The sequence below is a fragment of the Candidatus Latescibacter sp. genome, from assembly GCA_030692375.1.
Taxonomy (GTDB): Bacteria; Latescibacterota; Latescibacteria; order Latescibacterales; family Latescibacteraceae; genus JAUYCD01.
Window position 1 is genome coordinate 40,917 of the sequence record JAUYCD010000054.1, and the last position, 14,999, is coordinate 55,915.

Here is a 14,999-nt window from a genome sequence, read left to right on the forward strand (position 1 = left end):
TCGGCATCTAATCCATCAGATACCCGTTCACCGCTTCGGCGACTTCCCTTCCCTGGTGCATGGCCTGAACCACCGAAGAACCGCCCAGAACGCAGTCACCGGCGGCAAAAATTCCTTCCGACGAAGTCATGTAATTGTCGTTGATTTTGAGGTTCATCTTCTCGTCGGTAACGAGGGATAGATTCTGGATGAGGGGCCCCTGCTCCATGTGGACAAAGCCCATCGCAAGGATTACCATATCGGCAGGAATCTCGAATTCGGCGCCGGGAATTTCATGATTATTCCCGTTTCTTAGGGGTTCAGCATGCTGAACCCCTACATGGGTTAAAATGACCGAACTCACCCGCCCTTTTTTCCCCAGGAATTTTTTAACCTTGACGCCCCAAAGCCGGTTGCACCCTTCATCGTGGGAACCGGTAGTTTCCGGAATACCGGAAAAGAGAGGCCATGTATGTTGCAGGGGTTCAGCATGCTGAATCCCTGCGATACCTCCGTTTTCGGGAGGCGCGGACTCGATTTCCGCCTGGGTTATTCCCAAAGCGCCCTGACGGCGGCTGACTCCGATACAGTAGGCGCCGGTGTCTCCCCCGCCGATAATAACCACCTCCCTGCCCTCCGCAGTGATATTTTTTGCCGGAGGAATAGTGTCGCCGGATAGACGCCGGTTCTGGCAGGCCAGAAAATCATATGCAAAATAAATACCGTCGAGCTTGCGGCCCGGAACCTGCAAATCATAGGGTATCCGCGATCCGGTTATAATCACCACGGAGTCGAAGGTGCGTTTAAGATACCCGATGGAAAGATCAACTCCTACATCGACCCCTGTCTCGAAGATAACCCCTTCCCTGCGCATCTGGTCGATGCGGCGGTCGAGAACCCATTTTTCCAGCATGAACTCAGGAATGCCGTACCGGAGGATGCCTCCGATGCGGCGGTCGCGATCGAAAACAGTCACACTGTGGCCGTATCGCGCCATCTGCTGGGCGGCGGTAAGACCGGCCGGGCCGGAGCCGATTATGGCGATCTTTTCCCCGGTTTTGTTCAAAGCAGGCAGGGGTTCTATCCAACCTTCACGCCAGCCGCGTTCCGCAATCTGAAGCTCGATGTGCTTTATGGTCACCGGCGAGCCGTTGATTGACAACGTGCAGGACGGTTCGCAGGGCGCAGGGCACACCCTCCCGGTTATCTCCGGAAAGTTGTCGGTGGAATGGAGCAGCTCAAGGGCCATCCGCCAGTTGTTGCCGCACACCATGCTTATCCAATCGGGGATGCGGTTTCTCAGGGGACAGCCATACATCTCGCAGAAAGGAACTCCGCAATCCATACATCGCAGGGCCTGGTGTTCAAGACGGCCGGGTGGAAGCATCTGTTCCACCTCATGCCAATCGCGGATTCGCTCCTCGACAGGACGGCGGGGCGGATTCTCCCGGGGATATACAATAAAGCTGAAAGGATCAGGCATTGTATACCTCCTCGGTCGCCGCCGGGGTCTCGGTTTCGGAGCGTTCGGACAGCCGCATCCTTTCCAGGGAAAGACGGTAATCGATAGGCATCACCTTTATGAACATCGGGAGGTCGGCTTCCCAGTTCTCCAGTATCTGGCCGGCCCTTTTGCTGTCGGTCAAAAGGAAGTGGTTTTCCAGAAGGGTATAGAGCCGCGATTTATCCTCCTCCGTCCAGACGCTCTCAAGGTCCACCATGTCCAGGTTGCACCGTGATTCAAACATCTCCGATTCATTATACACATAGGCAATGCCTCCGCTCATCCCGGCGGCGAAATTGTTCCCCACAGTTCCCAGAATAACCACCACTCCGCCTGTCATGTATTCGCAGCCGTGATCGCCCACTCCCTCCACCACCGCGGAGGCTCCGCTGTTCCGCACCGCGAAACGCTCACCGACGATTCCGTATATGTATACTTCGCCGCCGGTTGCGCCATAAAGGGCGGTGTTCCCTGCAATAATATTATCCCAGGGCTTGAAACCGGCATAGGTTGAAGGAGCCAGGATAATTCTTCCCCCGGACATTCCCTTGCCGAGATAATCATTGGCGCTCCCCTCGACACGGATGGTTACGCCGGGAGCAAGGAATGCGCCGAGACTCTGCCCGGCGGTGCCTTTGAAGAAGAAGCGGATGGTGTCCGGCGGCAGGCCTCTGGCCCCGTACCGCCGCACAATCTTCCCGCTTAAGGCTGATGCGACAGAACGGTTGATATTGTAAATCGGCATGGCAATATGCACCGGCTCTCCCGTATCGAGAGCGGGCTGCGCCATACGCAGCAGGGTTTCGTCAAACGGAGAGTCCGGGTGAATATCGCGTTTGCGGGTGCACCGGAGCGGAACCGCACCGCCGTTACCCGGAGATGCGAGAATCGCGCTGAAATCGAGTGAATGCGCCTTGCGATGCCCGTTGGAGGTGGGGTTCGTCCGGAGCATCTCCACATGGCCGATCATCTCGTCGAGCGAACGGAATCCCAACTCCGCCATATATTCACGGAGATTCATGGCTATGAAGCGCATCAGGCGTTCCACATATTCCGGCTTTCCGTGAAAATTGGCTGCCAGTCTGGGGTCCTGAGTGGCGATTCCCACCGAGCAGGAATTGAGATGGCATTTCCGGAGCATCACGCACCCGATGGCAACGAGGATGATGGTGCCGAATGCGAACTCGTCCGCGCCGAGGAGCGCCGCAACCGCCAGGTCGCGTCCGGTCTTGAGTTGACCGTCCACCTGGACTGCGATCCGGTCTCGGATACGGTTCCTTATGAGCGCCTGCTGGACTTCTGCCAGACCGATTTCCCAGGGGATGCCCACATGCATGATGGAGGTGATCGGCGAAGAGCCGGTCCCCCCATCGTGGCCGCAGATGAGAACCATGTCTGCCTGCGATTTTGCCACTCCGGTCGCGACCGCGCCGACCCCGGCTTCGGCCACCAGTTTCACCGAAATCCGCGCTTTCGGATTGACCGCACGAAGATCATGGATTAGCTGGGTCAGGTCCTCGATGGAATAGATATCATGGTGCGGCGGAGGAGAGATCAGAGTGACTCCCGGAGTAGTGTGACGTACACGGGCGATCTCCCCGCTCACCTTGTTTCCGGGAAGCTGGCCTCCTTCTCCGGGTTTGGCGCCCTGGGCGATCTTTATCTGAAGTTCATCGGCATTTACGATGTATTCCGTAGTGACGCCGAATCGGCCGGAAGCGATCTGTTTCACCGCCGAGCGCCGGCTCGATCCGTCGGGGAGCGCCTTGTACCGTGCAGGATCTTCCCCGCCCTCGCCGGTATTGGAGCGGCAGCCCAGTCGGTTCATGGCGACAGCTATGGTTTCATGAGCAACCCGGCTGAGAGCGCCGAATGACATGGCCGAGGCGGAAAATCTCGGAAGGATTTTTTCCACGGGTTCGACATCTTCGAGCGGTATCGGGCTTTCGTTACGGAAGTCGAGGAGGCTTCGCAGGGTTACCGGTTCATCCGCCTGGTTGTCGATCATCCGGGCATATTCCTTGAAAGCAAGGTAATCATCGTCACGGACGGCTTGCTGGAGTTTGCAGATGGCATCTGGCGAAAGAAGGTGTTTCTCGCCGCCGTAGCGGTTATGGTATTCTCCCCCCACATCCAGAAGAGGCGAAGGTTTGCCGGACTCCGGATAGGCTTTCCGGTGACGGAGCATGGTTTCGGCGGCGATCTCCTCAAGACCGATCCCTCCGACCCGCGAGCAGGTTCCGGTGAAATAGGAGTCGACCAGCTCGCGGTCCAGGCCGATCGCCTCGAACATCTGGGCGCCGAAATAGCTGCGGACGGTGGAAATGCCCATCCGGCTCATTGTTTTCAGTATCCCCTTCTTGATAGCGGTGATATAGGAATCGGCCGCCTCATCGGGGGTTACGGATTTCTCGTACATGGTCTCCGCCAGGTCACGCACGGTGGAGTAGGCAACTTTGGGGCAGACAGCATTGGCACCGTAGCCGATAAGAATGGCGAAATGCATGGGCTGGCGCGCCTCTCCCGTTTCCACGATGAGCCCGGCGGAAGTACGGAGGCCTTTCCGGATCAGGTAATGGTGCAATCCGGAGGTGGCGAGAAGCGAGGGGATCGGCGCCATGTCCTCGTCCATGTTTCGGTCGGTCAGAACGATAAAGGTCGCGCCCTCCGAAATGAATACCTCAGCTTTTTGAAATACCTCCTCGATAGCCGCTTTCAAAGCCTCGCCATCGCCTTCAGCGGGGAAAAGGATATCTATTTCACGGGCGATGATGTCCGGATGGTTCGCTGTCTTGATGCGTTCGAGGTCTTCCGGGGTAAGAATCGGATGATGCAGTTTCAAAATTCTGAAATGCTCGGGGGTTTCCTCGAGAAGATTTCTCTTCCTTCCGGCGAAACTCATCAGAGACATGACCAGTTCTTCCCTTAGCGGGTCGATGGGAGGGCTGGTCACCTGGGCGAATAGCTGCTTAAAATACGAAAAAAGGAGACGCGGGCGGTTTGAGAGAACGGCGAGCGGCGTATCGTCCCCCATTGCCCCGATGGCTTCCTGGCCATACACCAGGGGGATGCCGACCATTTTCAATTCTTCGGCGGTATATCCGAATGCATGGTGCTTCCGGAGAAGCGCTTCCGGATCTTCAGGCGGAAATTTGGCAGGCGCCAGGAGTCCGCGAAGCTCGATCCGGTTGTCTTTCACCCAGTGGCGGTAGGGTTTTTGCCGGCAGATCTTGGATTTAATTATGTTATCAGGAACGACGCGGTTCTGCTCCAGGTCGACCAGGAACATTTTCCCGGGCTGCAAACGACCGTACGAGCGTATCTGATCCCCGGGGAAATCGAGCACACCTGTTTCGGAGGCAAGAATAACAATGCCGTCGCGGGTGATGGTATAGCGCGCAGAACGGAGACCGTTGCGATCCAGTGTGGCCCCCACATAGCGGCCGTCTGTGAATACCATAACCGCGGGACCGTCCCAGGGCTCCATGATTGCGGAATGATACTCGTAGAAAGCCCGACGGTCATCCCCCATGTAAAACTTGCCGCCCCAGGCCTCGGGGATCATCATCATGATGGCGTGCGGGAGAGAGCGCCCGCCGTGACAGAGCATCTCGAGCACATTGTCGAACGCCGAGGAATCGCTGCCTCCCTCGACCACGACCGGTTTGATTTTTTCTATGTCCGGTCCGAAGATGTCCGATTTCAGGATCGGTTCACGGATACGCATCTGGTTGACATTTCCGCTCAAGGAATTGAGCTGGCCGTTATGGGCGATCAGTCTCAGAGGCTGCGCCAGATTCCAGGTAGGGAGGTTATTGGTGCTGTAACGCTGGTGCACGATGGCAAAAGAGCTGGAAAAATCCTTGTTCTGAAGATCGGGAAAGAAGACCTGAAGCTGGCTTCCGGTGAGAAGTCCCTTATACACCACGGTTTTCCCGGAAAGGCTGGCAATATAAAACTGGCTCGGATCGCAGTCGTTCCACGAAGAAATCTCTTTCTCCAGCCGCCTCCGAATAATGTACAGCCGCCGCTCGAAGGAGTTGAAATCATCATCGGCGGGTCTGAGAAATACCTGGCAAAACTGCGGCTTGGTCGAGCGGGCGGTTTCGCTAAGGCAGCTCCATTCAACCGGAACCTTCCGCCACCCCAGAATCTCGCATTTTTCGCTTAGCGATATACGGTCAAACTCCCGCACACATCGCTCCGCGAGAATTTCATCCGAAGGGAGAAAAACCATGCCGACCGCATAATATCCCTTATCGGGAAGAAACACTCCGATATTCTGGCATTCACTCCTGAAAAAATCATCCGGTATCTGCATGAGAAGGCCGGCCCCGTCGCCGCTAACCGCGGTGTCATATCCGAGCGGCCCCCGGTGCTCCAGGTTGATAAGCACCTGCACCGCGTTTTCTACGATGACATGCGAAGGCCGGGCATCCATGCGGGCCACGAAACCGACCCCGCAGTTGTCATGATCGAACGCCGGATCATAAAGTCCTTCAGCAAGGGGAAAACCGGCTGCATTACAGTTTTTATTCATTGACTAATAACCTTTTCTGGCGTATTGCCCCCCCTGTATCCCCCCTATTAAGGGGGGAAAGAGCCCAATTCTGATTCACTTTACCCGCAGAAACATCCTGTCCTGTCTCAGCTTGCGTTTGAACTCTTTCAAGGGCACGCCGGGATCGAGGCTCCAGGCGACTATCCACGCTTTGCCAATCAGGTTCTTTTTCGGAAGGAAACCCCATACCCGTGAATCGCCGGAAAAATCACGGTTGTCACCCAGGACGAAAATGGTGGAATCCGGCACTGTCACCCGGTCCAGGAAATCCCTCTCGCTCGTGTTCCTGGGGAAAATCGAAGGATCAGTATTTTTTCACTTGGGCGGAAGCGGTATCTCAACGCCATCCACGAAAAGCTCTTTCGCTCGTATCTGGACAGTCTGTCCTCCTACAGCGACGCATCGTTTTACCATAGTCTCGTTTGGATTCCTGGGATTCCTGAAAAACAGGATATCGCCCCTTACAGGCTCGCGGCCGCGGAAAATCACATAGTCGCTGAACGGAAACTTAATACCATACCAATATTCCAGAACCACTAGCCTGTCTCCTGTGAGGAGTGTATCTTCCATGGAACCGGAAGTTACACGAAAGAAACCGACTACCGAAGCCCCCAGAAACAGCACGGAAAATACTATCAAGATGTATTTGATCATGGCCTGCCCCGCGACCAAGAATTAAAGGGATCATTTCGAACAAAATACATTATTTTATGAAATTACTATACTAATTTTTTTCCACAGTACTATTCCCGGAATTGACGGGGATTCCCCCGGTTTTAGCTCTCCTTTCCGCAATATCCTTCGTCCTCTTATACTGAAATATATGCAGAAAATGAGCAGACGTCAACTGTTATCTCTATATATTACAAGTATTTATGCATTTTTCAGGAAAGCCTCATTTATTACAGTTTTCGATACGTCAACAAGCCAATTATTCAGGCTTTTTCCGGATTTACTTGCTTCAATACATAACTTATGATGTAATTCGGACGGGATCCGTAAAACAAACTTGCCGGAAAATGGTTTTTCAGGCTTTTCGCCGCGTTCACAGCAGGATGAGAGATAATCATCGATGGATTCTCGGAAAGCAGCCTCTATCTCATAAACCGTGGTACCGTGGAAAGTGATTACATCTTTCGTATCAAGTTCGCCGTGGAATACTTTCGCTTCATCATCATATTCAACACGCCCGGTATAGCCTTTATATTTAAAACGACTTTTGAAAAAGGCTCTGTTGAGAAGATACAAACAGAAACCGGGATGGCAACTCTTTTTGCATGTTATTTATATTCAGAAGGTTTTTATCTGATTGAAAATTAAGTCATTGTAGTAAATGCTTCCGGTTGTTGCTTTAATCATATTTCTTTGGCCGGGGTTTGAAAGGGATGACATTATCTCGTCTCCCTTCAGGTTCGTCACCTTCATCTTCCTCATCGAACTCATCGGGAAAAGGTTCAACATGGCGAATCCCTGCAGCCTCATCTCTATCGTCTTCCTCATTGAATCCCATAGATAGTTCTTCTCGCGGTTCCTGCGCCTCCCATTCCCTGAGCTTCTTCCTGGCCCGGAAGCGCTTGATGACATAAACCACCAGGAACAGCACCCCAATGAGCACCCAGGTTCCCGGAACCAGAGTAAGGAGAGTCTTGGGGCCGTAATTCTCCCGGAGATATTTCAGGTACTCCTTTTCGAACTCGCTGGGCCAGAAACCGGTTGCGTCACGGAGCGCCTGGGGAAATTCCCGGCCTCGGCTCATACCATCAAGGATTGCGGGGAGTACCCTGGGTCCGAAAATGGAAATCAGCCGCTGCACCGCGATCATGGACTGATCATAGGCGAGGCCGGCGTCCAGGCTCCCGGCGGTGAATACATTCTGGATGTCCTCAAAAGTGAGCAGGTTCCCCCGCGAGACCTTCCAGACCATGTACATTTCGTTCTTTATACCCCACTCGCCGGAATAAATCTGCGCGCAGCCCTCATGGAACCACCGCGGTACAAAGCCGTCCCCGGCGCTCTCCTCGATGATGACATGCACAAGCTCATGGGCCAGAATGCGCTCGATCTCTATCTTGTGCCCGGCAAGGGGGGAAACCACGATCCTTCGCCCGGTCAGCGCAACCGCGGCGCTCCAGTCCGGCAGCCTACCCTCGGTTAGAGCGTTGAACTGCGCCTGTCTGGCGGTCAGTGTAATTGCCACCTTTCCTCCCGGAGCATGCCCCAGCACCTGGGTTATGCGCGCCAGGTTCCGTTCACCCGCATCCGCCACATTCCGGGCGTACCTTTCGCTCAAGCCGTCATAGGTGACGGTGAAATGGGGAGTAGTGATGGTTTCCGAGAAAGATACAGAAGGGAGATGCAGACAGATAATGGCGGAGAAGAGGAGTAAGAAGCGTATCATAAAATTTTCCGGGGCGACAATCAACGTATTCAACGCCTTAACATAATAAAATTGCCCGGAAATTTCAAATCATACATTTTAAACTCACCCCCTTGATCCCCCTCTCTTACAAGTAACAGAGGGGGAAACCCCTGTTTACTTTATAAGTAAATTGAGATAATGGAACTTACGGATTAAGTTGAAGAGCTCTTGGTTTTTTTTCACCATATCTCTTTCCCCACTGGTGGCCCAAAATCAATTTCTGGATGAAGGTTTTCCGGAGTGACTCCATCAAGCATGTCCTTAAGAGTCTTTTTCTTTTGGATGGGAGTCAAAACAAGACTGTTTCCTTCGACACTGATAAGAACCTCTGTGTTTTCTTTCAGATTCAACTGCTCGGAAGTGGTCTTTCGAATTCTAATTCCCAGGCTGTTACCCCATTTCTGGATTTTTAAATGAAATATCATACCACCCTCCTATAATATGCATTGTATATACTATTTCAAGGAATCTTTGCAAGTTTTTTTCAGAATAATTTCTCATAAAAAGTGGTACAGGTTGTCCTATGAAGCCGAGTTGTCTCGGCTATATCTCGACAATATAAGGAAAATATTTAATCTTATTCATCCCCGACGCAAACATCATTGAATTCGATATTTAAGAATTTCAATCAAAAACACCAGTATATTGGCATCTACAAAAACCTCTTTCATCATCATATTGTTTGTGAGTGCATTCTTTGCATGGGATTGGCATCTTTTCCAATGCTTCTTCAATTGTAAAAACTTTCCCATTTAATTTTTGACATGCTTCACAAGAATTTGTACCCATGGTATTTATTTTTACTTTTTTTGTTATTCCACTTTGTTTTTCATGTAATAAATACATTTCCGCTGCACTCTTTAGCAAATGGAAACAATCTCTTCTTTCTCTATTACAGAATAATGCCATTTGATAATATATTATATATAATTCTCCCAATTCATTATTTTTAATTTTTTTCATAATAAGTTCATTAAATAATGACCATATAACATCTCTATCATTTGCTTCCGATGTTAATTTTATAGTAAGTTCTTTCTTGCGTTTATCATATTCTTTTTCTGTTATTCCATAATTACCCAATAGTTGCATTATACTTTTTCTATAATTTATCTTATCCCATTCCATTTCAATTTTCTTAGCATCATTTTCAGTTACTAATACCTTCTTTTTGTTTGTTGGCAATGTTCTCACATAAATAAAATTGTTACAGAAAGGACATTTCTTCTTTCGTGTAGGCTTTTGTTCAAGAATATTTTTGCAATATGGACAAATTGACTTCAAATCAGTTTCATTTTCACTTATCTGATTTGAGAATATCTTTTTAAAAAAATTTGTCATAGTTGCTCTCCTTTGGGTTGTTTGAAGACATGTATTTTTCATTTCTTTGGTTGAGGGTAGATAAAATTGCTTTATAATTATAAATTTATAAACAATATTTGTCAATGGTTTTTATATATAATCAAAAGAGGCCCGCCCACCTCCAAGCGAGCCTTTCTTTTATCCGCGTCAATCCGCGAAATCCGCGGCTAATCTTTTTCCCCCTCATACATCCAGAATCTTCCCCGGATTCATGATGTTGTTGGGATCGACCGCGCGCTTGATCTTGCGCATGAACTCAAGCTCTGCGTCGGTGTTGACAATGTGCATGTATTTCTTGCGCTTGTGGCCGATTCCGTGCTCGCCGGAGATGGTGCCGCCGAGCTTTTTGGCGGCGATGTAGAGCTCTTCGAGCGCGGGCGGAATGATGCCGTACCACTGCTCCATGGTGTGCGACGGATTCTTGATGAGGGTAGCGTGCAGGTTGCCGTCGCCGGCGTGTCCGTAGCAGGGTATCTGGATGTCGTACTTTTTGGAGATGCGGGCGATTTCCGGCATCAGGTCGGGAATCTGCGCTGTGGGAACCACGATGTCCTCGAGGCTCTGATGCGGGCTGACCACTTTGAACGCCTCGGCGATATTGCGCCGGACGCTCCAGAGACGCTCCTGGGTGGTGTAGTTGTCGGCCACATAGACTTCCTGGGCGCCGTTGTCCATACAGAGGTTGCCGATGGTGTCGTATTCGCCCTCGACCACCTGCTCGTTGGTGCCATCCACCTCGATGAGGAGCATCGCCCCCGCCTGCTGGTAGGGAATCTTCTCGTTGAGGTAGTTGCAGGAGGTGTGCACCGAAAGTTGGTCCATGAATTCGATTGCGGTCGGGATTATGCCGCCCTGGGTCATGATTTTGGGAACCACGCTGATTGCAGTCTGCACATCAGGGAACAACGCCAGAAGATCGACTTTGGCCTTGGGAAGCGGGAGGAGCTTGATGATCACCTTGGTAATGATGCCGAGAGTCCCCTCGGAGCCGACCATGAGCATACGGATGTTATAGCCGGAAACATCTTTCATGCGCTTGCCGCCGAACGATACTATCTCGCCTGTGGGAGTGACCATCTCGATTCCCATGATATAGCGCTCGGTGACCCCGTACTTGACCGCTTTGCCGCCGCCAGCGTTCTCGGCAACATTTCCGCCCACATAGCAGGTCTCGAGGCTCATGGGGTATCCGGCGAAGAAAAGGCCGAGGTCCTTGATGCGGTTGTTTATCTCGTTGGTCACCACACCGGGCTCGACCACCACCATCATATTCCGCTCGTCGATTTCAAGGATACGATTCATCCGTTCCATCGAGAGGAGAATTCCTCCGTACAGAGGAACCGCACCGCCGGATAGGCCGGAGCCTGCCCCGCGCGGGGTGACCGGAATCCGCTTTTCGTTGGCCAGGCGCACGATGGCGGCGATTTCTTCAGCAGTGCGGGGCTTGACCACCACCTCAGGCATGTGGGCGTATTCCGCCTCCGCCACCTCGTCGTGGGAATAGGGCTCCATTTTTTCTTCATCGGTGATGACAAACTGCTCCCCGAGAATCAGTCGCAGCCGTTCCAGCACCTCTCTATCCACTTTTCCGTATTGATATTGGCTCATATCACATTCCCTTTTGCGCTTTTCGCTGGTCCAGTTCTTTCATCAGCTCCGGAACCACCTCGAACAGATCGCCCACAATCCCGAAATCGGCGACATGGAAAATCTGGGCGTCCGGATCGTTGTTGATCGCCACGATGGTCTCGGAGGTCTTCATCCCTGCCAGGTGCTGGATGGAACCGGATATTCCGACCGCAATGTAGAGCTTCGGAACCACCGTCTTGCCGCTGAGACCGACCTGCTGGGGATATTCCGCCCAGCCGCGGTCCACCGCATCCCGGCTTGCGCCCACCGCCGCGCCGAGCGTGTGGGCCAGCGCTTGGATCAGTTTGAAATTCTCGCCCTTTTTCATCCCCCGCCCTCCGCTCACCACGCGGTCGGCTTCCTCGATATTGACATCACCGGTCACAATCGGACGGAAACCGAGTCGTTCCTCACGGCCTTGCAGTAGTTCTTCGGGTATTGTTACCTCGACAATTTTCCCCTTACGGCCCGGTGTTCGTTTCGGAATCGGAGTCGATTTCGGGCGGACTGTGGCCATCTGGGGACGGTAATTCGGAGTTTTGATTGTAGCCATGATGTTGCCGCCGATGGCCGGGCGGGTCTGGAGGAGATTGCCGGTATCCGCCTCAATATCCAGCTCCGTGCAGTCGGCGGTCAGACCGGTTTTGATCTTCGCGGCCACATAGGGCATAAGTGTCCGTCCCTGGGTGCTCGCCCCTGCAATGAAGATTTCCGGGTCGTATGTTTTAATGAGATGAACCAGAACCTTGGAATACTGCTCGTTTACATAGTATTTCAAACGGGGCTCCTCGACCAGGTAGACCTTGTCGGCTCCGCGCTCGAAAAGCTCCTGTAAGCCTCCACGGTCAATATCCGCTCCGATGAGCACACACGCCAGCTCTGTCCCGCGCTTGTCCGCCAGGGCGCGGCCCCTGGAAAGCAGTTCAAAAGCCAGCGGCTCCAGGCGCCCTTCGTATTGTTCGGCGAATGTCCACACACCTTTGGCCAAAACCGATCCTCCTCATATTTTATCATTCTCATCATGCGAATCAGTGGTTCAGACAATTTTTCCTTATAAAAAATCCTTCTCTGCGAGAAAATCCGCCAATTGCTCCACCGCTTTCTTCACCCCTGTCTTCTTCATGTCCACAAGAACGCCGTTACGGGTTACCTTGGGCTGCATGATTTTCACCACCCGGGTCGGAGAGCCTTTGAGGCCCAGGTCATCCTCCGCCACAGTCAGGTTGTCCTTGCCCTTGACCGGAATTGCTTTTTTACGGGCGCTTTGCTTCCCACGGAGTGTAGGAAGACGCGGCGAGCTTATTTCATTTACCACAGTGATCAGGCAGGGCAGCGGAAGGCGCACCGTCTCATACCCGCCCTCGATGAGCCGCTCGACCGTCACCGTATTTCCTTCGATGCTGAGGATTTTGCTCACAAAAGTCGCCACCGGAAGGTTCAGCATGGAAGCCATCTCCGGCCCCACCTGGCCCGTGTCACCGTCAGTGGCGCGGACACCTGCCACAATGATATCAAATTCACCGAGATCTTTTACCGCCTGGGAGAGCACATAGGAGGTTGCCCAGGTATCCGAGCCGGCAAACGCCTTATCGGTCAAAAGGACGCCGTCATCGCACCCCATGGAGAGCGCCTCGCGTATGGCTTTCTCCGCCTTCGGCGGCCCCATCGAGAGCACCGAAATATTCCCGCCGAACTGTTCCTTGAGCTGCAGGGCGCATTCTATTGCATAAAGATCGAGCGGGTTTACGATGCTCTCCACTCCTTCACGGATCATCGTGCCCGTTTTCTCATCCATTTTTACATTGCCGGTCTCCGGGACCTGTTTTATCGGAACGATTATTTTCATGAACTTCCCCTGATGGTTAAGGTATGCGTTTATGGGTATTGATTAAAATGAAATATTTCTCTTGGAAAATACAGATTCAGATTCGGCATGACATAGGTTTGTCGCTTATGGGTATTTTTCTATCACAGGGTTTTATGATAGATTTTATAATATATCAGATGGGTAAAAAAAGGACAAGAACGATTTGAAAATCAATCAATTGTCCTGAGTTTTAAGCTCAAATTTACTTTTTAACTGAAAAAAACTTGTTTACAGAATCGAAAAGTATTATTACTCAGTATCGAAAAGATTATTGGTGCAGCTCATCCTTTCATTATTATCCCAGGTATATCGGTTGCCTAAACGTACAATAAATCACTGTTCAATCACAACGGGAGGAAATATGGAAACACGGCGTGAATTCTTGCAGAAAACAGCGGCAGCCGGAATTGCCGGAATCGTTGCATCCAGGGTAGCGCCTGCTTTTGCGAAAGAAAGAGTTGCCAAAAGCGGCATCACTTTGGAAGAGGCCTGGAAAGTGCATAAGAAATGCCTCATCATCGACGGTCACAATGATACCCCGGTCGAACGGGTCGCGCGGAAAGAGAATCCGATGAACTGGATGCAGAAGGATATGTCCTACCATACCGACATCCCCAGGATGAAGGGAAACGGGCAGCAGTACACAGCATTCATGATCGTTGGGAACGGCCTTGTGGCCAATGTCTGGGCCACTACCGAACGGGTTATGGACACGATTGATCTCTACCCGAAAGATATCATGCAGGTGCTTACCTCTGCCGATGCGGTACGCGCCGGAAAGTCGGGAAAAGTAGGCGTCATCCTCTCCATAGAGGGAGCTGCAAAATGGCTCGAAGGGAGAATCGAAACCCTTCATATATTCTATCGTCTTGGGGTGCGTCTTGTGGGCATCACCCACGGGGAAGGCGGGAAAGACCCGAACAACCTCCAGGGTTCCCCAAGTCTTTACCGTCCCTGCACTATGGAAGAACGTGAAGCCGACCGAAAGAACGCGATTGGGCTGACTCCGTTCGGCTTTGAGGTTCTGAAGGCGGAAAATGAGCTGGGTATCGTCACCGATACGGCCCATATCAACGACAAGGCCTTTTATGATGTCATGGAGCATTCCACGAGGCCGCCTATCATGTCCCATACGGCGGTGTTCGCTCTCTGCCAGCACGCGCGGTGCCTTACGGACGACCAGATCAAGGCGCTCGCCGCAAAAGGCGGGGTCATGGGCATCGCCTTCGCCCCCATGTTCATCGACGCCGATCCCGCAAAGGCAACTGTCGACCGCGTGGTGGATCATATCCTGTATGCGGCGGACCTGGTTGGTATCGACACGGTAGGAATCGGCACCGATTATGACGGCCTGGGAAGAACGATTCCGGTAGTTCCCGAAGTTTCGCAGTTGGTGAATCTCACACGCGCCATGATGGCTCGCGGATTGACCGAAGAAGAAATAAAGAAAGTCTGGGGCGGCAATTTCCTGCGGGTATTGCAAAAGACTATCGATAAGCCGAGGAAATGAGAGGAAAAAAAATATAAAAATGTCTGAACCATGATTCACTGGATTAGAGGATTACCATGATGTAAAAATAGATGCCGAAACAAGTTCGGCATGACACGTGTCATCCTGAACTCGTTTCAGGATCTAATTCCAATTATTTTTCAAATTGGCGTAAAACCTCACCCGCCC

General features: G+C 51.9%; 10 protein-coding genes and 1 pseudogene. 1 reads left to right on the forward strand and 10 read right to left on the reverse strand.

Annotation, left to right across the window (positions count from 1 at the left end):
* Positions 1–7 precede the first annotated feature (7 nt).
* The 10 genes and pseudogenes from Q8O92_03670 to Q8O92_03715 form a co-directional block, all read right to left on the reverse strand.
* Positions 8–1,462: a glutamate synthase subunit beta gene (locus Q8O92_03670; GenBank protein MDP2982411.1), complete on the reverse strand. Its 1,455-nt coding sequence runs from the start codon at positions 1,460–1,462 to the stop codon at positions 8–10.
* Positions 1,455–6,023 carry a glutamate synthase large subunit gene (gene gltB / locus Q8O92_03675; protein ID MDP2982412.1) on the reverse strand — a complete coding sequence of 1,523 codons (4,569 nt, stop codon included), beginning with the start codon at positions 6,021–6,023 and terminating at the stop codon, positions 1,455–1,457. Before gltB ends, Q8O92_03670 begins: the two co-directional genes overlap by 8 nt.
* A gap of 75 nt (positions 6,024–6,098) precedes the next feature.
* Positions 6,099–6,698, reverse strand: a pseudogene (gene lepB, locus Q8O92_03680) (signal peptidase I).
* A 219-nt stretch (positions 6,699–6,917) separates the two neighbouring features.
* Positions 6,918–7,292, reverse strand: a complete 375-nt coding sequence (locus Q8O92_03685) for a type II toxin-antitoxin system HicB family antitoxin (GenBank protein MDP2982413.1) — start codon at positions 7,290–7,292, stop codon at positions 6,918–6,920.
* A gap of 103 nt (positions 7,293–7,395) precedes the next feature.
* Positions 7,396–8,442 (reverse strand): peptidase MA family metallohydrolase, encoded by a 1,047-nt coding sequence (locus Q8O92_03690; protein ID MDP2982414.1) that lies wholly within the window; start codon positions 8,440–8,442, stop codon positions 7,396–7,398.
* A 200-nt stretch (positions 8,443–8,642) separates the two neighbouring features.
* Positions 8,643–8,888: an AbrB/MazE/SpoVT family DNA-binding domain-containing protein gene (locus Q8O92_03695; protein MDP2982415.1), complete on the reverse strand. Its 246-nt coding sequence runs from the start codon at positions 8,886–8,888 to the stop codon at positions 8,643–8,645.
* Positions 8,889–9,087: 199 nt separating this feature from the next.
* The gene (locus Q8O92_03700; GenBank protein ID MDP2982416.1) at positions 9,088–9,804 is read right to left on the reverse strand and encodes a hypothetical protein; all 717 of its coding nucleotides are present in this window, start codon (positions 9,802–9,804) and stop codon (positions 9,088–9,090) included.
* Between the two features lie 204 nt (positions 9,805–10,008).
* Entirely contained in the window at positions 10,009–11,433 is a 1,425-nt protein-coding gene (locus tag Q8O92_03705) for an FAD-linked oxidase C-terminal domain-containing protein (GenBank protein MDP2982417.1), read from the reverse strand.
* A gap of 1 nt (position 11,434) precedes the next feature.
* The gene (locus tag Q8O92_03710) at positions 11,435–12,442 is read right to left on the reverse strand and encodes an electron transfer flavoprotein subunit alpha/FixB family protein (protein MDP2982418.1); all 1,008 of its coding nucleotides are present in this window, start codon (positions 12,440–12,442) and stop codon (positions 11,435–11,437) included.
* A gap of 63 nt (positions 12,443–12,505) precedes the next feature.
* Positions 12,506–13,300 carry an electron transfer flavoprotein subunit beta/FixA family protein gene (locus tag Q8O92_03715; protein ID MDP2982419.1) on the reverse strand — a complete coding sequence of 265 codons (795 nt, stop codon included), beginning with the start codon at positions 13,298–13,300 and terminating at the stop codon, positions 12,506–12,508.
* A 382-nt stretch (positions 13,301–13,682) separates the two neighbouring features.
* On the opposite strand from Q8O92_03715, the gene Q8O92_03720 reads away from it, so the two are divergent.
* A complete protein-coding gene (locus Q8O92_03720) occupies positions 13,683–14,831 on the forward strand; it encodes a dipeptidase (GenBank protein MDP2982420.1) in 1,149 nt (382 codons plus the stop codon).
* Positions 14,832–14,999 lie beyond the last annotated feature (168 nt).